20 protein-coding genes and 1 riboswitch are annotated in these 22,480 nt (G+C 47.2%); of the genes, 10 read left to right on the top strand and 10 right to left on the bottom strand.

Annotation, left to right across the window (positions count from 1 at the left end):
- The first annotated feature begins 158 nt into the window (after nt 1-158).
- Nucleotides 159-1,085 carry an arginase gene (gene rocF / locus LCH85_03730; protein MCA0351085.1) on the top strand — a complete coding sequence of 309 codons (927 nt, stop codon included), beginning with the start codon at nt 159-161 and terminating at the stop codon, nt 1,083-1,085.
- A 58-nt stretch (nt 1,086-1,143) separates the two neighbouring features.
- On the opposite strand, the gene LCH85_03735 is transcribed toward rocF, so the two are convergent.
- Nucleotides 1,144-3,171: a choice-of-anchor B family protein gene (locus LCH85_03735; protein ID MCA0351086.1), complete on the bottom strand. Its 2,028-nt coding sequence runs from the start codon at nt 3,169-3,171 to the stop codon at nt 1,144-1,146.
- A gap of 147 nt (nt 3,172-3,318) precedes the next feature.
- Between LCH85_03735 and selD the strand changes: the two genes are divergently transcribed.
- Nucleotides 3,319-4,365 carry a selenide, water dikinase SelD gene (gene selD, locus LCH85_03740; GenBank protein MCA0351087.1) on the top strand — a complete coding sequence of 349 codons (1,047 nt, stop codon included), beginning with the start codon at nt 3,319-3,321 and terminating at the stop codon, nt 4,363-4,365.
- Nucleotides 4,366-4,582: 217 nt separating this feature from the next.
- On the opposite strand, the gene LCH85_03745 is transcribed toward selD, so the two are convergent.
- Entirely contained in the window at nt 4,583-5,734 is a 1,152-nt protein-coding gene (locus LCH85_03745) for a metallophosphoesterase (protein MCA0351088.1), read from the bottom strand.
- Between the two features lie 313 nt (nt 5,735-6,047).
- Between LCH85_03745 and LCH85_03750 the strand changes: the two genes are divergently transcribed.
- Genes LCH85_03750 through LCH85_03770 form a run of 5 tightly spaced genes read left to right on the top strand, consistent with a single transcriptional unit; the run spans nt 6,048 to nt 11,837 of the window.
- Nucleotides 6,048-6,971: an aminoglycoside phosphotransferase family protein gene (locus LCH85_03750; GenBank protein ID MCA0351089.1), complete on the top strand. Its 924-nt coding sequence runs from the start codon at nt 6,048-6,050 to the stop codon at nt 6,969-6,971.
- Nucleotides 6,968-8,401, top strand: a complete 1,434-nt coding sequence (locus LCH85_03755; GenBank protein MCA0351090.1) for a hypothetical protein — start codon at nt 6,968-6,970, stop codon at nt 8,399-8,401. Before LCH85_03750 ends, LCH85_03755 begins: the two co-directional genes overlap by 4 nt.
- Before the next feature lie 53 nt (nt 8,402-8,454).
- Complete coding sequence (locus LCH85_03760; GenBank protein MCA0351091.1) at nt 8,455-9,708, top strand: DUF262 domain-containing protein; 1,254 nt, start codon at nt 8,455-8,457, stop codon at nt 9,706-9,708.
- Nucleotides 9,705-10,886 (top strand): DUF3696 domain-containing protein, encoded by a 1,182-nt coding sequence (locus LCH85_03765; protein MCA0351092.1) that lies wholly within the window; start codon nt 9,705-9,707, stop codon nt 10,884-10,886. Before LCH85_03760 ends, LCH85_03765 begins: the two co-directional genes overlap by 4 nt.
- Before the next feature lie 3 nt (nt 10,887-10,889).
- Nucleotides 10,890-11,837, top strand: a complete 948-nt coding sequence (locus LCH85_03770; GenBank protein MCA0351093.1) for a hypothetical protein — start codon at nt 10,890-10,892, stop codon at nt 11,835-11,837.
- A 10-nt stretch (nt 11,838-11,847) separates the two neighbouring features.
- On the opposite strand, the gene LCH85_03775 is transcribed toward LCH85_03770, so the two are convergent.
- Genes LCH85_03775 through LCH85_03785 form a run of 3 tightly spaced genes read right to left on the bottom strand, consistent with a single transcriptional unit; the run spans nt 11,848 to nt 12,811 of the window.
- Complete coding sequence (locus LCH85_03775; protein MCA0351094.1) at nt 11,848-12,153, bottom strand: hypothetical protein; 306 nt, start codon at nt 12,151-12,153, stop codon at nt 11,848-11,850.
- The gene (locus LCH85_03780; protein MCA0351095.1) at nt 12,153-12,449 is read right to left on the bottom strand and encodes a hypothetical protein; all 297 of its coding nucleotides are present in this window, start codon (nt 12,447-12,449) and stop codon (nt 12,153-12,155) included. The genes LCH85_03775 and LCH85_03780 overlap by 1 nt, the downstream gene beginning before the upstream one ends.
- 50 nt (nt 12,450-12,499) lie before the next feature.
- Nucleotides 12,500-12,811, bottom strand: coding sequence for a hypothetical protein (locus LCH85_03785; GenBank protein ID MCA0351096.1), 312 nt, complete (start codon nt 12,809-12,811; stop codon nt 12,500-12,502).
- 81 nt (nt 12,812-12,892) lie between these two features.
- On the opposite strand from LCH85_03785, the gene LCH85_03790 reads away from it, so the two are divergent.
- Nucleotides 12,893-13,384: a hypothetical protein gene (locus LCH85_03790; GenBank protein MCA0351097.1), complete on the top strand. Its 492-nt coding sequence runs from the start codon at nt 12,893-12,895 to the stop codon at nt 13,382-13,384.
- Here the strand turns inward: LCH85_03790 and LCH85_03795 are convergent.
- From LCH85_03795 to aceB, 3 genes are all read right to left on the bottom strand, one after another.
- Complete coding sequence (locus tag LCH85_03795; GenBank protein MCA0351098.1) at nt 13,356-13,868, bottom strand: shikimate kinase; 513 nt, start codon at nt 13,866-13,868, stop codon at nt 13,356-13,358. The genes LCH85_03790 and LCH85_03795 overlap by 29 nt on opposite strands.
- A 430-nt stretch (nt 13,869-14,298) precedes the next feature.
- Nucleotides 14,299-15,591, bottom strand: a complete 1,293-nt coding sequence (aceA, locus tag LCH85_03800; GenBank protein MCA0351099.1) for an isocitrate lyase — start codon at nt 15,589-15,591, stop codon at nt 14,299-14,301.
- Nucleotides 15,592-15,760: 169 nt separating this feature from the next.
- Nucleotides 15,761-17,353 carry a malate synthase A gene (gene aceB, locus LCH85_03805; protein MCA0351100.1) on the bottom strand — a complete coding sequence of 531 codons (1,593 nt, stop codon included), beginning with the start codon at nt 17,351-17,353 and terminating at the stop codon, nt 15,761-15,763.
- 491 nt (nt 17,354-17,844) lie between these two features.
- Here aceB and LCH85_03810 point away from each other — a divergent pair, with 491 nt between their 5' ends.
- Nucleotides 17,845-19,479: a PHB depolymerase family esterase gene (locus LCH85_03810; protein ID MCA0351101.1), complete on the top strand. Its 1,635-nt coding sequence runs from the start codon at nt 17,845-17,847 to the stop codon at nt 19,477-19,479.
- Nucleotides 19,480-19,535: 56 nt separating this feature from the next.
- On the opposite strand, the gene LCH85_03815 is transcribed toward LCH85_03810, so the two are convergent.
- Entirely contained in the window at nt 19,536-20,393 is an 858-nt protein-coding gene (locus LCH85_03815; GenBank protein MCA0351102.1) for a hypothetical protein, read from the bottom strand.
- A 366-nt stretch (nt 20,394-20,759) separates the two neighbouring features.
- Complete coding sequence (gene msrA, locus LCH85_03820; protein ID MCA0351103.1) at nt 20,760-21,302, bottom strand: peptide-methionine (S)-S-oxide reductase MsrA; 543 nt, start codon at nt 21,300-21,302, stop codon at nt 20,760-20,762.
- 204 nt (nt 21,303-21,506) lie between these two features.
- Nucleotides 21,507-21,619: riboswitch (SAM riboswitch) on the top strand.
- A gap of 68 nt (nt 21,620-21,687) precedes the next feature.
- Between msrA and LCH85_03825 the strand changes: the two genes are divergently transcribed.
- Entirely contained in the window at nt 21,688-22,392 is a 705-nt protein-coding gene (locus tag LCH85_03825; GenBank protein MCA0351104.1) for a phosphoadenylyl-sulfate reductase, read from the top strand.
- Nucleotides 22,393-22,480: the final 88 nt, after the last annotated feature.

Consider the following 22,480-nt stretch of genomic DNA (forward strand, 5'->3'; position numbering starts at 1 on the left):
ACATATGGTTGGTTTTTTGTGCGCACGGTTTTTTAAGAATTAAGCCTGTGCTGGAGCCACATGCTCAGCAATTGCCCTCAAGCTGCCAGCTATCGGTTAAAATAGGCCTAGGCTTTCATTCAATGGTGCATGAAAGCGACATTCACTAGGAGGTTCTTGTGCTAATCGATCTTATCGGTGTCCCGCTCGATTTGGGTGCAGGGCGGCGTGGCGTGGACATGGGGCCAAGTGCAATTCGTTATGCAGGCTTACGTTCACAATTAGAGGAGCTTGGTCATACCGTGATTGATCGGGGCAATCTCACGGCGAGCATCGCCGAAACGCTGCCTGTCGGCGACTTAACGTTGCGCTATTTCGAGCCAATTCGCGATACCTTGATTCAATTAGCCAACGAGGTTGATCAGTCGTGTAGCCAAGGCCATGTGCCAGTGGTACTCGGTGGCGACCATAGTTTAGGCTTAGGTTCGGTTAGTGGAGCCGCCCACAATCGTGATATTGGCGTGCTCTGGATCGATGCCCATGGCGATTTTAATATTCCCAGCACCTCGCCTTCGGGCAATATTCATGGCATGCCCTTGGCAGCGCTGTGTGGCTATGGCGACGAACGCTTGATCCATTTGAGCGGTCAGCGCTTAGCAAACTCAATGATCAACCCGCATCGCGTGGCGTTGGTTGCGGTGCGCGACCTTGACCCCGAGGAGCGCCAGTTGCTCACCGAAGCTGGCGTGCAAGTCTTTGCCACTGAATATATCGATCGTTATGGCATGTATGAAACCATGGTACGGGCGATCAGCGTTGCCAACCAAGCTCGCGATGGTTTTTATGTTAGCTTCGATCTCGATGTGCTTGATCCTGCGGTTGCGCCTGGAGTTGGCACACCTGTACCTGGCGGATTAACCTATCGCGAAGCCCATCTGGCCGCCGAATTGATCGCCGAATCGGGGCGCATGATTGGCTTGGATATTGTCGAAGTCAACCCAATTCTTGACGATCGCAATTGCACTGCGACGGTTGCGGTTGAAATTGCACTCTCAGCGCTTGGCAAACGGGTTTGGCACAAACAGCATCCACGCACTGCCCTCTAAAATTAACGCAACAAGCGGGGCAAATGCCCCGCCTGTTGATCTCCAAAGGATTTAAGCGTTATTCCGCCCGAATCGCGTAGGGCAGCCAAATTTTCCATTCGGTTTGTGGCGGCGCTTGCACCACCACGGTTGTTGTATCCGTTTGCGAATTGGTGCCATTGCTGGCGGTTAACTCAACCGTATAATTCCCAGCGTTTGGATAGGTATGACTAATCGTGGTATTGGTTGAGGTCATCACAGCAGTACCATCACCAAAATCCCACGCATAGGTTACATTCGTACCAGCCTGAATCGTAGCCTCAAAATTGGTAGCTGCACCAACAACGGTTGGGCCATCGTTGGTTGCTTCCAAGCCAGCAATCGCTTGATCAGGGGTGCTGGTTGGTTCGCGTACCAAAATCAAGCCGCGTGAAATATCGCTGATCATCAAGGTGCCGCTTGGCAAGTAGGGATAAACCCCCCAAGCCCCATCGAAACTAGCTGAATTGCTGCCTGGGTAGGTATCAAAGAAGGCGGCTTCTTGGATGCTATTTGGATTGGTTATGTCAAGAATCGTCAAACCACGCAAATAGTTCGACATATAATATTTGTTGCCAATCGTGTAGCCATTATGGTCGATCGCACGGGTTGGGCCATCCCACGTCGCGCTGATGGTTGGATTATCCAGATCATGAATATCCATCGTGCGCACACGAGTGTTGTGGCCAAAATTTTGTTCATCCAATTCATCTTGGATGAACACATACATTTTATCGTCGCTATACCAGCCAGAGTGGGTATAACCACTGCCCGAATAAGGCCGTGAGCTAATGTGGAATGGGGCAGCCGAATCGGTAATATCCCAAATTTCTACCGACGATTCGCTGAAATCAAACATTATTTCGCACGAGGCTTGGTGGCCAGGCGCACATGCCGAAGTCCGCGAATCAGTAATGATCATACTGGTATCGTCGTGGGTGTAGCTAATATTGGTATCCGGCACGCCACTATCAATAATCTGCGGAGTCAACGGATTGCTGATATTAAAGGCGCGAAACACCCCTGAATTCAAGCGACTGCCGTTTTTACCGACCCCGTTCATATACAACGCCGCAGTTTTGCCAGGCAACGCCACGTTGGTGCTGAAATCAACATTCTTAATATAGACAGTGTGCGATGAGCCAAAATCGGCAGTATAGGTTGCTGCTAAACTGACCGAAGGCGTTGGATCACTCAAGTGGTTCAGATCGACAATCTGCAAGCCTTGGGTGCGACTTTCAGTTGAAAGGTAGGCATAGGCGTTCCAACGATTTTGGGCTTGGTTGAAATATTGATAAACCTTAACTTCGCGCCATTGTGAGTTATTACCTGGCACAGTACCAATCACCACCGGATTGGTAGGATCAGTCACATCAACTACGCCAGTGCCATTGTTAACCCCAATAATCGCATATTCGCGATCGGTATTGAGATCGACGTGGCCCCACAAGTTGCTGCCATCGGTTGCGCCGTTACCATTAACCACAAAACTTGAGAGCGGCACGCTCCCCAAGAAGTCGATGCCATTACACTCAAAAATGCCAGCCATGCCATTGGTACAAGGCTGAGCAGCACTTGGCGTTTCCAATTCGGTTGGAATTTGCATTCGCTCAAGTTCTGGAGTATTACGACCATCGCGATCTTCAACCCGTGCAAAACCAATTGCCGCCAAGCGTTCACGGTAGCGGCTAGGAATGCCAGCGATATAGGTTGGATTGGCTTTGGTATTTTGCTGCATGAAATTATCACGAGCACTAAAACCACCGCGCACCGGAATCTGGCGGCTCAGCAATAAGCCAACCGCCTTGGCATCGTAGCTATAATCGCCGGCAGCAACCCGAATTTCATCACCCTTGCCAGTCCCGCGGCTAATCGCATAATCGATCGTCGCACAGGGCTGCCAAATCTTCGAACAATCACCCTCATCTTTGCCAAATGGTGCAACATAAATCTTATGATCATGATTGCTATGGGCCGAAATCGAAGCAATTGGCGCTAACACAAACGCCGCCAACACTGCAAAACCGACCGCTAACGAACGCGACCAACGTCCATTGTGTGTGTGCATGCCAGAACCTCACTGTAGGACCATCGGAAAAAACAGGGGCCGCCTTTGGAGATGCCCTATTATACGCGATTCTTAATATGTGTATAATGTTAAACGACTGATATTGCTAAAATTCTTTAATTTCTATGTGATTTAGTGAGCAGATTTATGGCCGATCGTGAACAAATTCGCCTGACTGAGCTAGCTTCTTGTGCTGGCTGAGCCGCCAAAATGGGAGCAGGTGCTCTCAGCAGTTTAATTAGCAGTTTGCGTTTACCCAGTAGTCCGCAGCTTTTAGTTGGCCTCGATGTCAGCGATGATGCGGCGGTCTATCAACTCAACCAACAGCAAGCGCTTGTGCAAACGGTGGATTTCTTTCCGCCGATTGTTGATGATCCCTATAGTTTTGGGGCGATTGCCGCCGCCAATGCCCTGAGTGATGTTTATGCCATGGGCGGTAAGCCGATTTTGGCTTTGGCAATTGCTGGATTCCCCCGCGATTTAGACCCAGCGATCATTCAGGCGATTATGCAGGGCGGTGCAGATAAAGTGGCCGAAGCCGGAGCCGTGCTAGCTGGCGGCCATACGATCATCGATAATGAGCCAAAATATGGTTTATGCGTAACTGGTTTAATCGATCCAGCCCTAATCACCCGTAAAGCTCAAGCCCAACCAGGCGATCAACTATACCTTACTAAAGCGCTGGGCACAGGTATCATTAGCACCGCCAGCAAGCGCCAAGTTGCTGATCCTGCTGATTTAGCAGCCGCAATCGAGAGCATGCTCAAACTCAATCAACGCGCAGCTGAGCATATCGCGGCGCTGGGCACAATTCGTAGTGCCACCGATATCACTGGGTTTGGTTTGTTGGGCCATGGCTTGGAGCTAGCTCGCAATAGTGGGGTTGGGCTACAGATTAATAGCCAAGCCTTACCGTTGTTACCAGGAGCCTATCGTTACGCCCAAGCCGGAATTATGCCTGGTGGCTTGCATACCAATCGTGCTTATGTCGAGCAAAAAATTCAAGTTAATTACGCTGAAGCAGTTGATCCAGCCCATCAAGCGTTGTTGTACGATCCCCAAACATCAGGCGGCTTGTTGATTGCGGTAACGGCAGAGCATGCCAATGCCCTCGAACAACGTTTTGCCCAAGCTGGCGACCCACTTTGGTTAATTGGCGAGGTAATCGCGCAGCAAGTGATTGAAATTGTTTAGATTGGAAATTAGAGGCTAGATTTTTTACTACGAAGGGAACCGCGAAGAACACGAAGAGCGCGAAGAAGAGGCTATGGGCTAGAGGCTATCGGAACAATTCTACATCTACTTGTAATTATGCATTCTATAGCCAAAAGTCTATAGCCAAAAGCCATAAATCATCTGGTTTAAATGCTTTATGTTCTATGCTCTATGCTCTTGTTGTAAATGTCTTGCTTTAAACTTTAGTTCCTAGCCCCTGCCCGCTTGTTAAACGCACCACACTAATTTCAGGGCGTTTGCCAAAACGCAACGGCGGCCCAGTAAACCCCCAACCACGATTGACATAGATTTGGCTGTTGGCAAGTTGATAGCGTCCAGCCACAAAATGATCACGCGAACGCACAGCGCTTTCAGTTAAGATTGGCACCCAAATCTGGCCACCATGGGTATGCCCAGCCAAAATCACCTGCGGCCCATACGACTTTACCACGCTTGGCGCAAAAATTGGGTTATGCAATAGCGTAATACAGGGATCGTCAGATCGTAGATTGGCAAATGCGCGGGCCGGATTAATGCTGCTATAGCTCCAGCCATCACCATCATCATGTTTGGGGTCATCTAAGCCCACCAAATTCAACCGATCAGCGCCACGACGAATAACGGTTTGCTGATTGATCAACAGCCCAAGATCTGCCCGTTTAATTGCCCAAATCATGCGATCAATATCGCCCGTATAGTAATCGTGGTTGCCGAGCACCGAAAAAATGCCCTCACGCGCTTGCAATTGGCGCAGGGGCACAGTTGCATCATCAGCAAATTTCACATGCCGATCAACAAAATCACCAGTGATTGCTACAATATCGGCATCAAGCTGGTTAATTAATGCTACAGCGCGGGCTACCTCAGCGGCGGGAGTATAAGCACAAACATGCAAATCGCTTAATTGGACAATTTTAAAGCCCTCGAAACGGCTTGGTAAATTGACAATCGGCAACTCAAGCTCAACAATTTCTGGGTTAAATGGCTCGATCACACTGCTATACCCAACCAAACCGCCCAATAAGCCAGCTTCAAACATAAAACGCCGCCGACTTAATGTTTCTGCATTGGGAGAGGCTGCAACAACTAAATCAGCTTTAGTTGCAGCAAGTACGCGGCGGCCAAGCCACAAGGGATGCAGCAACAACAGCAAGCCAAACACTAAGGGCAGACAGAGCAATGCCCGAAATAGCCACTGGGCCAGCCAAAAACGCCAGCCAGTTTGCTCAGCCAGCCACTGCCACTCTTTGACCCACGCCAAATTCCAGCCAAACAGGCCACCTAGCAAGCCCATCCCAGCCAGCCAAACGCTGATTCTCAGACCCCAAAATCCAAGCTTACGCACCACAAGCCTGCTCTCCACGTATCTAATCGGCTTCATCATTCTAGCACTCAAGTATGCTGGCTCACCCCAATCAATACAATCAATCGCTAGTCCACTCTCATTGGTAGGAGTCGCACTGAAGAACATAGAGCAAAGAACATAGAACATAGAACATATGCATTGAGAGATCACGATTCAGGGATCAAACGATGTTTTGGGAATAAACCCATCATTCGTGTAATTCGTGCAATTCGTGGCTAAAAATCCTTCGCGGTTTCGTTTTCGCTTCGGGGTACAATCAACAGTGGAGTACTATTCAATTATTGGAGAACGTTTGATGCAGATTGATCCACTATTAGCGCAGGCGATTGAGGCTGATTCAGGCTTTGAATTGGGCCAAGTGGAGTTTATCGGGGCAGGTTGGTTTGCCCAAGCCTATCGATTTTGCAGCCAAGCCAAGCAATATGTGGTGCGGATTAGCAAGCATTACCACGATTTTTTAAAGGATGTTTATGCCTATCACCATTGGGGCCAACAGCTGCCAATTCCAGCAATTCTAGCGCATGGTCAATTTGCCGATGGCTGGGCCTACGCGATTAGCCCGCATATTGTAGGCCAAACGATCGCCTCACTCAACGTCGCAGAACTGAATCATATCCAGCCAGCATTATTTCAAAGCTTATATCAACTGCATCAACAGGATCTGAGGGCGAGCACTGGTTGGGGCTTGGCTAATCATCACGGTCAAGGTCGCTACACTACTTGGGCAGAAGAAATTTTAGATATTGGCAACTACAAATTTGATTTTGATTGGCACGCTTGGATCAAGCGTAACGATCAAACAGGGGCATTGCTACGGCAAGGCTATCGGGTAATGGAGCAATTGTTGAGCACAATCAGCACTGAGTGTTATTTAATTCATCGTGATTTTGGCTTTGATAATGTGCTATGTCAGCCACCAACGATTGTGGCGGTGCTTGATTGGGCCGAGTTTGGCTATGGCGATTGGGTCTATGATCTTGCCCAGCAAAGTTGTTATGGTCAAGCTGAAATCTATTTACAGCCATGGCTCAAATTCGCCCAACAACACGATTTAATTCCTGATAATTTTGAAAAACGTTTGCACTGCTATTGGCTGCGCATGAATTTGACCGATTTGATTGTCTCGCAGTTGCGCAACGATTGGCATTGGCAGCGCGAAATTGTGGCAGAATTACGCTGGTTGATTGAAAATCCTGTGGTAGTGAGGTTGAATCAATGAAGATCACCACAAGTCAAGAGCTGATCGGCTGGCATCGCTATCTTGAGCAATTGGGGCCACGGCTGACTGGCAGCGAGGCCCATCAGGCCTTTATCGAATTTTTGGCGACAGAATTAACCAATTTGGGCTGTGAGGTTCAGCGTGATCGCTATTATTTTACCCGTTGGCAAGCCCAAAACTGGAGTTTAGCGCTCCTTGATAGCACTGGCAACGAAACGAATATTCCCTGTAGCTTTTATTACCCGTATTCTGGTTGTACGCCGCCCGAGGGCATCGTCGGTGAGTTGGTTGATTGTGGCAAAAGCCCTGGCAATTTTCAGCAAGCTGCTGGCAAAATTGCTATAGTTGAAGTGGCAGTTCCGGCGCTACCAACCATGCTGTTTCTGCACCCAACCAAATTTGCCCAAGCCCAAAAATTACCAAAACTGCTGCGCAACCCAACCCTTGGCTCGTTTCTCACTGGCCCAAATTTAGCCGCCGCCAAACAAGCTGGAGTAAAAGGGGTAATTTGCATTTGGTCGAAAATCTCAGCGGCCAATGCCGATGCCCAATATTTGCCCTTCACCACCAGCTATCAAGCTTGCCCAGCGCTTTGGGTCAACGCTGCGGTTGGCCAACAACTCAAACAGGCAGTCGGCCAACAAATTCGCTTTACCCTCGAAGCAACGCTCACTGAGCAATGCCCAACTGATAGCTTGTATGTGGTTTTGCCAGGTCAGCAATCCAACGAAAGCATGTTGATTAATACTCATACCGATGGGCCGAACGCACCTGAGGAAAATGGCGCACTGGGCTTGCTGGCATTAGTGCGTTGGTTCAAACAGCAGCAGCATCAACGGAATTTGATTTTTATTTTTGCCACAGGCCATTTTCAATTGCCGCAACTTGGCAAGCATGGTCAAGCCACCAGTACATGGCTGACTGAGCACCCCGAATTGTGGAATGGCCAGCAAATGCGGGCAATTGCAGGTGTGACCTTAGAGCATTTGGGCTGTACTGAATGGCTCGATAATCGAGCATTGAGTGATTATCAACCAAGCCAACAACCTGAACTTGAGCTGACCTACACCACCAGCCCAATGTTGGAGCAACTGTATTACACCGCGTTGTTGCAGCGCACCAAACAGCGGGTACTCACGATTATGCCAATCAACGAGATTTATTTTGGCGAGGGCGAGCCATTCTACAAAGCCAACATTCCCACAATTTCGCTAATTCCCGCGCCTAATTATTTATGTGCCACACCCAACAACGCTGCAATCGATAAACTTGATTTTGATTTGATGCAGCAACAAATCGAAACCTTTGCCCGCGTGATCGAACTGATCGATCAGACTAGCACCAGCCAATTGGGCGTAGCTGAACCTCAGCCATTTAGCCTTGTTGGCAGTTTATTCCGCCGCATGGTTGGAGCCAATCAGGGGCACTAAAATCGAATCAGCTATAGTACAATACGTCTGCATTCTAGGATGAGGAAGAACCAATGCTTGATAATACTGAAGATCTAGATCTAGATCATAGTGATTTAACCGACGATACCGATGAGGAAAATGGTTTGCCTCAAGGGGGCTTTCAAGGCTATAATTTATCGTCGCAAGCAGCTATATATGGCTTAAGCAACGATATTGAGGAAGAAGAAGAAGACGATGATGATCTGATTATCACTCCCTTCAATCCCAGCCAAATTCGAATTGACTTTAAACCAATGACCGTTGATCTCTTAATTTCACGTATGAAAAATAATGAGATCGATATGCAACCAGCTTTTCAGCGCCAAGCGGGCTTATGGACGCGCGAAGCCCAAAGTCGATTGATCGAATCAATTTTAATTCGGATTCCGTTGCCTGCATTTTATATGGATGCCACCAATGAAGACCGTTGGATTATCGTCGATGGTCTACAACGATTAACAACGCTTTATAATTTTATTCTGGCCAAAAATCATCATCCAGAACACCAATTAAAACTTAAAGGTTTAGAATTTCTCAATACAATTAATGATAAAGGATTTGATGATTTACCTCGAAATTTCCAGCGTCGGATTATGGAAACCCAAGTACTAATTTATCAAATTGCTCCAGGCACACCAGAGGAAGTTAAATTCAATATCTTCAAGCGGATTAATACTGGTGGTTTGCCACTTTCGCCGCAAGAAATTCGCCATGCCTTGCATCAAGGTCGGGCAACCGAGTTGCTTAAACGTATGGCTGAATTTCCTGAGTTTAAGCAAGCTACCACTAATTCCGTGCCAACCTCACGCATGAGCGACCGTGAATTTGTTTTACGCTTTATTGCCTTTCATCTCGTGCCACCTGAAAAATATAATCGCAATGAATTTGCCGATTTTGATAGCTTTTTAAGTAATGCGATGGCCACACTCAATAAACTTGATTCTGAGGCCTTAGCTAATTTCGAAACCCAGTTTCGACGGGCAATGCGTGCCGCCAAAGCAATCTTCGATAAAGATGCCTTTCGAAAACGCTACAAAGCCAATGCTTCACGCGGTATGATCAACAAATCGCTGTTTGAATCATGGTCGGTGAATTTAAGCACTTGTAGCGATGATCAAATAAAAGTCCTTGTACGAAGGAAAAATCTATTAATGCAAAAATTCATTTCATTGTTGAATAATGATCGTGAATTTGATAAAGCAATCTCACAAGGCACTGGCGATACAAACAAGGTTAATATCCGTTTCCGCCGAATTGCTCACCTTATTCAAGAGGTATTAAAATGAGTGAACAACCATTACAAACAATTGAATCGATCGTTCTACATAATTTTAAGTGCTTTGGTCATCAAAAAATTAATCTTGGTAAGCTAACGTTGCTATCAGGATTAAATGGTATGGGCAAATCGTCAGTCATTCAATCATTACTGTTATTACGTCAATCGTTTCAACAAGGGTTAATAACCCAAGGCTTAGCAGTAAATGGTGATTTAATTCGACTTGGTACTGCCCGCGATGTATTTTTTGAATTTGCTGATACTGATACAATCAGTATTGGTTTGAAGCTCCATAGTAAAACAAATATTGACGAATGGCGCTATAAATACAATTCCTCAACCGATGTATTAGACATTGATAACACACCCGAGGGTCTAAATAATATATTAATTGGTGCTTCAGATACGTATTTTAATAACGAAATTATCTTTAGTAATTTATTCAGTGATGAATTTCAATATCTCCAAGCTGAACGAATTGGGCCGCGGACTTCATTTGGTATGTCAGATTATCTCGTTCGTCAGCATCGCCAACTTGGGCCAAGTGGTGAGTATGCAATTCACTATTTATCATTATTTGCTAACGAATTAATTCCCAACGAAAAATTACATCATGAACAGTCAAGTACACTAACCTTACGCAATGAGGTTGAAGCATGGCTGAGCGAGATTTCTCCAGGTACACGAATTAATTTAATCGGTAATCCTGATATTGATCTCGTAAGTTTGCGTTTCTCGTTTGTCAATGATGGACTTGAAGGGAATGCATTTCGGGCAACCAACGTTGGTTTTGGATTAACCTATACCTTGCCAATTTTGGTAGCAGTGTTGGCAGCCAAACCTAGTTCATTGCTGTTAATCGAAAACCCTGAAGCCCATCTGCATCCACGTGGTCAAGCATTAATGGGGCAATTTTTAGCTTATGCCGCAGCAGCGGGAGTGCAAATTGTGGTCGAGAGCCACAGTGATCATGTGTTAAATGGCATACGTTTGGCGGTTCACGATGGTAAAATTGCCCCCGACGATGTGCAATTAAATTATTTTGAACGTCGGATAATTGAAGGCCAAACTCGGCATACTGTTTCAACTCCAACCATCGATCAGGATGGCTTGATCGATCAATGGCCTGATGGATTTTTTGATGAATTCGATAAGAGTTTAGAACGATTAATGATGCCAAGGAGTTAATCTATGGGAATTGATATCGTATTAAATGATCGCTCAATTACTATAGCCGCCGATCAGCATCAGGCTCATACCCGATTATTACAATTTATTCAAACCATGCAAATAGTCGGGGGGAAAAATACCTTACGTTTACATGAACCACTATATGCGATGGAGCTAGCACCAAATTATTATTTTCATCAATGGATTAACGAACCAGATATGAAGGGTCGTTATAAAAATCAACGCACCTATATTATGAGTATGGCGACAAAAACCCCTTATTTACAAGATCATCCTCAGGAATCGAGCTTAAATGATAAACAGCATAGCTCAGAATTTATGTTCAAGCAGCAAAGTGCGCTTGGTTTAGGCATGGCCGTACTGCTCGATGGAATCTCGGTTAGTTTAGCGAGCCACATCGATTGGGATGCATCGCAGTTGACGATTGAAGAAATGTTTCTTGATGAAACAGGCGAATTGGCGGAAAAACAACATAGTGTAGTACATCACAGCAATCCGCAACATATTCAGCAAAATAAGCCATTAATTGAGGCAATTCACAAACGTTCAGTCCGTGATGGTCGAGATGCGTATGAACGGCGAAGCGAATTATTCCCTGATTTAGAGTGGACAGAAACGGCATTAGATGCACTAAAGCAATTGGAAGCAAATGACCAACATTGGACACATATTAAACGTCATTTATTCCAATTTCAAGCCTATGCTGCAAGTTGGCGAACAGGGGCATTTAACAAAAATGCATTAAATTTAGTTTGTAGCCCTGAAAGCGAAGCAACTATTAATCTATATGCAAAAGAGCGCACCTATAAGTGCGCTGATGATCAATATCGCTTATTTACATGGCATAGCAAGCTCTATGATGCTATTAGAATTCACTTTTTTCCTGATGGGTCACGGCATAAAATTATTATTGGCTATATCGGTAAACATTTACCAACTGCTACCTAAAATAGCACAATTAATAAATAATTGCTTCAAATTCGATATGTTCAATTTCAAAGTAGGGGGCAAAGCAACAAACCCATGCTTGGCGCGTTGCCCCTTGTTCATTCAATATATCTAGCAAGAAAACCTGATTTTGGCGGCGATCACGACCATCAAACGGGCCAAAATCTAAATAACAGCGCTTTTGGCGGATAATTTGATACCGATGTTCTGCGGCCCAAATCTTGATCGATTGCTTAATTGCCTGCGATTGCTTGATACTCAAATATAAGCCGAAGCTGCTCAGCAAGCCAAGAGCAAATGGCACAACATACAGCATTATTCAACTTCCAAATCGATTTCATACTTGCCAAAGAAATAGCCTCGGTAGCGCAACCAACCTGCAATTTGTTGGCCTGTTTGATCACGTAACTCTATTTTGTACACTTGGTCGTTTTCGCCAGTACGCCAGAGAAATGGCCCTAAACTGAGCCAAGGCCGCTTAATTTCGACAATTCGATAGCGCTGGCCGATAGCCCAAGCTTCAATATGTTCGTTGCGCTTGAGAATTTGATAGCGCCCAAGCAAAAATGCCCCACTCACCACAGCCAACGTTACTAAAACATATACAGTCATAACAATCCTTCCTTGACACTTGCTCTCAGTACGTTCATCCAACCCGTTCGTTACGAATCAAAGCGAACATCAAGTTGATCGGAGAATAAGCCGCTAATCCAACCACCACAGCGCACCCAGATCGCCTGAGCCATGCCTTGCGGATCAATCACATCGACATAGAATACGGTATGATACTTACCAGAACGCCAAAAGAACGGGCCACGCCGCAACCAACGTTGCTCCAAGGCGATAATTCGATAGCCATTGGTAGCAGTCCATTGCTGAATTAATTGTACCGAACGTTTATGTTCAAACACATGCCAAGCGATAATCAAGCCCAAGAAGCCAACAAACATCAGAAATGCTAAAAACGAATCCATTGCATCAATCCTTTCATACTCTCAGAACGTAGAATCGTTATACTATAGGCTGTACGTGCTGATGCATGTGGAGTTGCAAACATGAGCAATGAGCTATTTCTACGCCGCAAATGGACATTCAAGGCCCATGGTTCGCAGGTGGTGATGATTAAACGCCCAGTTGAATCGAGCGAACATGTGATCATGAAGGCATTAATTTGGGCTTTGTATTTGCCCAACTATCCTGAGGCACGGGTTGAAACGCCAATCGGCTTGCGCTATAAGCCTGATGTGATTGCACTCGATTGCCAAGGGTTACCGAGTTTTTGGGGCGAGGCTGGCCATGTAGGCATGGATAAGCTGGAAACCTTGCTCAAGCGCTATCGCCACACTCATTTTGTGTTTGCCAAATGGGATAGTAATTTAGAAGCCTTAGCTCAGGTGGTTGGCGAATTGACCAGCAGCATCAAACGCTCAGCTCCGATTGATCTACTTTCGATCCCTGCCGATAGTGGCGAGCGTTTCTTTGGCGCTGATGGCACAATTACGGTTGAGCATAGCCAGATTAATTATCGGCGTTTAATGCAGCCATAATTTGGCTAACGGTGTGTTCATGATCTTCGCCAGTGCAATCGACGGTGATATTGGCAAATTGGCGATAGAGTGGCACGCGCTCGGCATATAAATCGGCAAAACTTTGGCCTGGCTGCATCACAATTCCCCGCGAATCCATATCGGTAATGCGTGGCAATAGTTCATCAAATGCGATTGAAAGATAGACGATTGTGCCAAGCCGCTGGAAATTAGCCATAGCATCGGGGCTATAAATCACGCTGCCACCAGTCGCCACCACATATTGATCAAGCTCTAGCTCGGCACAATATTGATTTTCGACGGCACAAAATTGCTCAGCGCCCAGCCGTTCGAGAATCTCAATCAAGCGGCCATGCTGGCGAGTTTGAATCACCACATCGGTATCGATAAAATCAAAGACTAAGGCTTTGGCCAATAAAATACCGAGCGTACTTTTGCCCGATCCAGGCATACCAATTAAAATCACATTGCGATGCTGCGCCATTGCCAAATCTCCAAAACACAAGCGAGGGCTGTATTATACGCCAAGCGGCACAAACACAAAAAAGCTCGCACCGCGATCAGGGAGGGATCGGCGCGGTGCGAGCAATGCAGGGTGTTTACCATCGCAAAGCCGGCTCACTGGCCTTGCAATAGTCGCAGATCTGTAGGATTCAGGTGCTAGGATGTTGAAACCACAAAGAACACGAAGAGCACGAAGATAGTAAGGACTAGGATTCAGAATTTTAGCCACAGATATTTGATTATGTGCTTCAAGCACAGAGTACACTGCCAAAAACATGATGTACTCTGCGCCTCTGCGTTAAAAGTTATCTGCCCCCTCGCATATGTTCTATGCTCTATGTTCTATGCTCTTGGTCTATTCCCACCCCTAAATCCTACTTTTGCCTTTTGATTTCAGCCTTTTGACTTTACTAATGTGCTCCAACAAATTGTTCATGCTCGGTCGAGCCGCTCAACGCAGTGGTCGATGACATACCACCTGAAACTGCTTGCGCAACCAAATCGAAGTAGCCAGTGCCAACTTCGCGTTGGTGCTTGACGGCGGTATAACCTTCGCTTTCGCGGTTGAATTCAGCTTGTTGCAATTGGACATAGGCGCTCATGCCTTGGTCGCGATAGCCAGTTGCCAAATCGAACATGCTGTAGTTCAAGGCATGGAAGCCAGCCAAGGTGATAAATTGGAATTTGTAGCCCATTGCGCCGAGTTCGCTTTGGAACTTGGCAATTGTGGCATCATCCAAGTTGCGCTTCCAGTTGAACGATGGCGAGCAGTTGTAGGCCAACAATTTGCCTGGATATTGAGCATGGATCGCTTCAGCAAATTTCCGTGCTTCTTCCAAATCTGGGGTAGAGGTTTCACACCAGATCAGGTCGGCATATGGAGCATAGGCCAAGCCACGGGCAATTGCTGAATCGATCCCACCGCGAATACAGAAGAAGCCTTCGGGGGTGCGTTCGCCTGTACAAAACTCGCGGTCACGAGGATCAACGTCGCTGGTCAAAAGGTATGCACCGTTAGCATCGGTACGGGCGACGACCAAAGTTGGTACGTCCATCACGTCGGCAGCCAAACGGGCAGCTTGTAGCGTGCGAATAAAGTGGCTCGTTGGGATCAAGACCTTGCCGCCCAAGTGGCCACATTTCTTTTCTGATGATAATTGATCTTCGAAGTGCACCCCAGCTGCGCCAGCTTCGATCATAGCCTTCATCATTTCAAAGGCATTCAGTGGGCCACCAAAGCCAGCTTCAGCATCGGCGATGATTGGCGCAAACCAGTAGGTCCCATCTTTAGCTTCTGAGTGATAAATTTGGTCGCAGCGTTGCAAGGTTTGGTTGATCCGTTTGACGACTTGTGGCACGCTGTTCGCGGGATACAAGCTTTGATCGGGATACATTTGCCCAGCCATATTGGCATCGGCGGCAACCTGCCAGCCACTCAAGTAAATCGCCTTCAAGCCTGCTTTGACCATCTGCATAGCTTGATTACCAGTCAGCGCACCCAACGCATGCACGTAATCTTCGGTGTGAAGGAGATCCCACAAGCGTTCAGCACCCATACGAGCTAAAGTTTGCTCAATAATCACTGAACCGCGCAAGCGCACAACATCTTCGGCTGTGTAATCGCGCTGAATCCCTTGCCAACGTGCGTCCGTTGCCCAACCCCGTTCCAGTTCTGTTGTTGAGATACCGTTCGTGGTGTTCATGGCTGACTCCTTTGTCAAATTACAATGGTGGCTATTCATTACAATCGCTCAAAGCGCTTGGGCAACGTCGCCAAGGTAATGAAAATCAAGAATCTATCCCAGCGTAAGATTGCAGGTTTTGGTCATTGTTGTTTGATGCCAGCGCCTGCAAGCTGCCAATTAATTCACATTAATCGATTTGTTCGTAAGCGGGAAGCGTGAGAAATTCGGTAAAGGTTGGGTTGGCAACCAACTGATCAAACAATTGGCTAGCCCGATCATAATGACCGTTGCGATAGCGTTCTGCGCCAACTTCTTGTTCGATGTTGGCCAGTTCTTCGCCGATCAACTCGCGCACCCAATCGAGGGTGATTTTGCGAAAATCTTCGGTGATGCCATTGGGCTGGTGCACCCATTGCCAAACTTGAGCACGGGAGATTTCGGCAGTTGCGGCATCTTCCATCAAGTTATACAGCGGCACGCAGCCTAAGCCACCCAACCATGCTTCGATATATTGGATACCAACGCTGATATTTTTGCGCAGGCCTTGCTCGGTAATCGGTGCTGATGGCTCGAAGCGCAGCAAATCATCGGCAGTAATTTCAACCTCAAGTTGCTTGCCAATTTGGTTCGCTTCAGGCATCAAGGCATCAAAAGCGGCCTTGGCCAACGGAACCAAACCTGGATGAGCGACCCATGTGCCGTCGTGGCCGTCGCGAGCTTCGCGCTCTTTATCAGCTTGCACCTTGGCGAGGGCTTCGGCATTGGCTTGGGCATCGTGCTTGATCGGAATCTGAGCAGCCATCCCACCCATCGCATGAGCGCCACGGCGATGGCAGGTTTTGATCGCCAGCAACGAATATGAGCGCATAAAGCGTGAGGTCATCGTCACTAAAGCACGATCAGCCAGCACAAAATGTTGTAATTTGGCAAATTTCTTGATGCAGCTGAAGATGTAATCCCAGCGGCCACAGTTCAGGCCCGCCGAGTGGTCGCGCAATTCATACAGAATTTCGTCCATCTCGAAGGCGGCCAAAATTGTTTCAATCAAAACTGTTGCCTTGATTGAGCCATGAGGCAAGCCGAGTTGCTTTTGAGCAAACACGAACACATCATTCCACAAACGGGCTTCGCGATGGCTTTCGAGTTTTGGCAGATAGAAGTACGGAGCCGAGCCACGTTCGAGCAAGGTTTTGGCATTGTGGAACAAATACAAACCAAAGTCGAACAGCCCACCAGCCAAGGGTTCGCCATCGACGGTGACATGCTTTTCGAGCAAGTGCCAGCCACGAGGCCGCACAAACAGCACCGCAACCTGATCGTTTAATTGATAGGCTTTGCCAGCTTCATTGGTAAAGCTAATCGTCCGATTGACCGCATCGCGCAAGTTAAGTTGGCCGCTGACCAAGTTATCCCAGCTTGGAGTGGTCGCATCTTCACAGTCGGCCATGAAGACATTCGCTCCAGAGTTGAGGGCATTGATGATCATTTTGCGATCGATTGGCCCAGTAATTTCCACGCGACGATTACGAATTTCGTCGGGGATGGGCGCAATTTGCCAGTCGCTAGCACGAATATGGGCAGTTTCAGCGAGAAAATCAGGGTTTTCGCCTGCATCAAGGCGGCTTTGGCGTTCCACTCGTCCGAGCAATAAGTCGCGGCGAGTTTGGTCAAAAGTGCGATGCAAGGCAGCTAAGAAGTGTAGGGCTGGTTCCGTCAACAATTCCGCCGCAGCGGGGGTGATAGGGGCGTTGATTTTCACGCCATGTTGCCGATCGGTCATGCGGGCGTTCCTTTCCGGTGCGTCACCATCGACGTAGGATTGGTGCATGGATTCTGGTAAAAACAGGCTTGGTAGATAATTTTTATCGCCAGCGAATTTTCACTGAGCGAAGAATATCACAATGTTTTTTATCTGTCAAGCGAATATTCGCTAGCAGAAAATTTAGTGTATTTAGATAATCCACAAAGAGTTTAAAGACCGAAACCGCGAAGAGCACGAAGAACGCGAAGGATGTTTTTTAGCCACGAATTGCCCGAATTGCACGAATGATTACTCTGTTGGGCCATGGGACTAAATGCAAGACCCTAACTGCTGATCCCTGCTCCCGATCCCCGACCCCCAACAACCAATCCCCAACTCTTATGTTCTATGCTCTTTGCTCTATGTTCTTTTCCATGTAACTCAGTTGTAACTGCTTGCTGGTATGATTAAGCTCCTTCCTGCCCCATTGCCCACAATGCCCAACTAGTTTCAATCAAAGGAGATTGCTCATGAAACGAGGATGGCTGATCGTTCTGCTCTTACTTGGTCTTTTGGCAAGTTTTGCGAGTCCGCAGGCGGCTAGTGCTGGCCAATGGGTTACAGGTTCGGTCAATACAAGTGCTGGTTCGCGCAACTACAAGTTATGGGTTCCTACCAATTATTCTGCTACCACTCCCACGGCATTAGTGGTGATGTTGCATGGTTGTACTCAAACGCCCGATGATTTTGCCCGTGGCACTGAAATGAATGCCTTGGCTGATAGTCAGACGTTTCTTGTGCTCTACCCTGAACAACCAACCAGTAGCAATGCCAATCGTTGCTGGCAATGGTGGGATGCCCAACATCAGGCGCGGGGGGCTGGCGAACCAAGCATCATCGCTGCGATGGTTACTACGGTTCAAGCCAATTACAATGTTGATCCGAGTCGGCGCTATGTTGCAGGGATTTCGGCTGGCGCGGCGATGAGCGTGATCATGGGCGCGACCTATCCCGATATTTTTTCGGCAATTGGCGTGGTTGGTGGCTTGGAATATAAAGCCGCCACGAGTGTGCTAAACGTTTCGACGGCCATGCAATCGGGCGGCCCCAACCCCGAATCACAAGGTTTAGCAGCCTATCAAGCAATTGGCACACGCGCGAATTTGGTACGGGTGATGGTAGTTCATGGCACGGCAGATAGCGTCGTTACGCCGATCAACGGTCAACAAGTTGTGCAGCAATGGCTCACAACCAATGATTATCTTGATGATACTCAACGCAATAATTCGGTCGATGCCACAGTTGATCAAACCATTGCTGGCACTGTGCCTAGTGGTCGGAGCTACACGCGCACAATCTACAATAATGCCGTCCATCAACCAATTATTGAGCATTGGGCAGTCAACGGAATGGGCCATGCTTGGTCGGGTGGCAGCAGTGCTGGCTCGTACACCGACCCACAAGGGCCAAAAGCAACCAATGAATTTTGGCGTTTCTTTAGCCAAACCACAATCAGCCCAACTCCAACAGGTACGCCAGCGCCAAGCGTGACCAGCGTTCCACCAACGGCAACGCCAATTAATCCAACAGCAACGCCGGTTGGACCCAGCCCTACACCTGGCACAGGCCAAAGTTTGCAGTTTCCATCCTGGGGTTTGGAAGATGGACTAGTTGCTCAAACCAGCTTAGGTGGTTATGTATTAATTCCGAGTATGTATGTTGGCGATAGTGGCAGCACCAGCCTACGCGGGATGCTCTCATTTGATACCTCGGCGATTCCTGATGGAGCGACGATTACCAGCGTAAATTTGACCTTAGCTTATGACCAAAGCGCGATTGGTACGCCTTGGACAGGGCTAGGAGCCTTGGTTGGTGACCTAAATCGCGGTTGTTTGAGTTTGACCTGTTATCTTGAATTGAGCGACTTTGCTGCAATCACCACCGCCAGCAACGCTATGAGCTTTCAGCAAACCCCCAACGGCCTCAATGGTACTGCTAGCACAGCAGGATTAAGCGCAATCAACAAACAAGGTCGGACCCAGATTCGGCTACGCTTTGAAAATCTGACCAATGGCAATGCTCAAGCCGATTATTTACGAATTGCTGGCGGCGAAGCAATACAGACCAGTAATCGTCCAGTGCTAACCATCACCTATCAACCGTAATCAATATTGAAAACACAAAGCCCCTCGCAACAGCAAACACGAGGGGCTTGCTAAATCTAGTCTGAGTTGGGTTTTGTGCCAAGCGCATCAACATAGGCATGAATTCGTGGATAGGTGTAGGTATCTGATTCGCTAATATAAATCGTGCGCAAGCCATACACCAAGTTATCGGTTTGGCTTTGGCTCAGCATATCGTGGGCTTTGGTAGTTGGGTCGATGCTCTGCCAAATTGTGACAAAATCGGGGAGTTGCCTCAAACTAGCAACTTTGGCTTGATACCATGGTTCAAACAGACATGCGCGATTGGCTTGCTGAAAGCTATAGATATAGCTGCGAGCGACCCGTTCCCATTGTAAACCACCTTTATTTAGAAGCCTGCGAGCTGAGTAATTGACTGGATCGAACATTAAATGCAAGATATTGCGATGGGCATGCGGAATTGAATCAAAACTAATGCCCAAAAATTGCTGAAATACAGGCTCCATTAATTGGTTAATTGCTAAAACATCCCAAACTTGATTAACTAAAAAGGCTGGATACAGCAAAATATCCAGCAAGCTTTGATATTGCGCTAGTTGGGAAGTTAGGGCAGCGCCACTTAGAATATCAGGATCTTCAGCATAACCTGCACTACGCAACAGATGATTACGCTCATGAATTGGACACTCCAAGATACTTGCAATCCCCCGCACGACATGCTCGGCTACTTGATTTTTGGCCCGTTGCTCCAATAGACGTTTATAGGTTGGGTATTCGGCCCAAATCGCCTGTTGACTAAATGGATTGACCTGTTTTTTTTGCTTGGTATGCCAAAGTTGATCTTCGAAGCGGCGTTTGCGTTGAATGCGGATACTTTCGGCAGCCTCAATAAAACTTGCATTAATTTGGCTGGCCCGATCTTTGGTATTTGCCATAGAACAAGATCCTTTTTCAAGGATAAAATAACTTTTTTGATGGTAGCAAGACCTTGAATCAATGTCAAGCTTGCTATGAATCAAGGCAATACAACCCTAGACAAGTATCTAGCCGGATAGCGCCAATGCTTGTATTCTACTGCTCAGAAGGTAGCCATATGCATTAGTTTGTGGGAGAGTCGGGAACATATAAACAGGGCTGGTATATGGGGTATACCAACCCTGTTTGTATTTAAGAATGGTTTTTATGATCCTCAAAGGACACGAAGGAGAAACGAAACCACGAAGATCACGAAGATCACGAAGAGCCGTTTTTAGCCACGAATTCCACAAATCCCACGAACGGTCTCATCCTTCATCCTTATTCTACGATTTCCGCTGTTTGCTAAATTCTTTGCGAAATTTCTGCACCTTGGGCGAGACGACCGCCATACAATAGGGTTGGAAGGGATTATGGGCAAAATATTCTTGATGATAATCTTCGGCTTCGTAGTAGTTGTTAATTGGTGTCACTTCGGTCACAATCGGGTCGGGCCATTGACCGCTAGCATTTAATGCGGCAATCGTTTGCTCAGCCACAGCTTTTTGCTCAGCATCGTGATAAAAGATCGCCGAGCGATATTGTGGCCCAACATCGTAGCCTTGCCGATTCAGCGTGGTTGGATCATGGATGGTGAAAAAGACATCCAAAATTTGGCTGAAATTGATCACGCTAGGATCATAGGTTAAACGCACAACTTCAGCATGACCAGTTTTTTTGCCGCAAATTTCTTCATAACTTGGGTTGGCAACATGGCCACCAGCATAGCCCGATTCAACCCTGATGATTCCTTGTAGATCATCAAAGACCGCTTCTAAGCACCAAAAACAGCCACCGCCGAGGGTCGCCAACGCATATTGTTGAGTCATTCAGTTAACTATCCTTGATTGCTATCGTTGCTAGCTAGAGAGCTAAGCAAATTAAAATTGACCATTAGAATGGGCTAAATCGCCCGTTGAACTCATCCGTTATTAAGTATACTCCAAATCTTGACTAAATTACGATAGAATAATTCTTGACTTTGTTTATCAAGTATGTTATATTCCTCACAGCTTAAAAAACTAAACCCGTTGCACTCATCCAGAGGGGCGGAGGGATCGGCCCGACGAAGCCCCAGCAACCATCCTTAACCTGATCAGTTAAGTTTAAGGTGCTAATTCCGACAGTGATGTCTGACAGATGAGCAGTAGCCCGTGACAGTCATGCCACGATCTCTACTCCTCGTCTGCCCAATATACAGATGAGGTTTTTTTTATGGTCATGCACGCAACCCTGCCAAGCCGCGAGGCTCTGACAGCACTCGATACTCAATTAACGAGCCAAACTCCTCAAGCAATTGTGCGTTGGGCTATCGATCACTATTTTCCCAATCTAGCCCTGACGTGTTCGTTTGGCGGTTCATCTGGCATGGTGTTGCTCGATATTGCGCTCAAAATTGAGCCAAATTTGCCAGTGCTGGTGCTCGACACAGGCCTGCTGTTCAGCGAAACCTACGCCTTGGTTGAGCAAATCGAAAAGCATTATGGCATTACGGTGCAATATTCGCGCCCACGCCAAACCGTGGCCGAACAAGCCGCTACCCACGGCCCCGAACTTTGGGGCACGAACCCCGATTTATGCTGCAAACTACGCAAGGTCGAGCCGCTCAAAGATGTGCTGGCTCCCTACGATGCTTGGTTAACCGCGCTGCGTCGCGACCAAAGCAGCACACGGGCAAATACTCCAGTGGTTTCTTGGAATGAAAAACATCAACTGGTTAAAATTTGCCCCTTAGCCTTGTGGACGGAGCGCGATATTTGGCGCTACATCCATGCCAATGGTGTGCCCTATAACCCATTACTCGATCAAGGCTACACCAGCCTCGGATGTCACACTTGTACAAGCCACCCTGTGAACGGTGACCCACGCAGCGGACGCTGGGCTGGCTTTAACAAAACCGAGTGTGGACTCCATATCTAAAATTCCATTTGTTCGTTATGTTATGTGTAATCAATGTTGATTAGCATAAAGGTGCCACTTTATGCTAGCTGCTATTCTATGTTCGAGG

This window comes from Chloroflexota bacterium, from assembly GCA_020161265.1.
Lineage (GTDB): Bacteria > Chloroflexota > Chloroflexia > Chloroflexales > Herpetosiphonaceae > Herpetosiphon.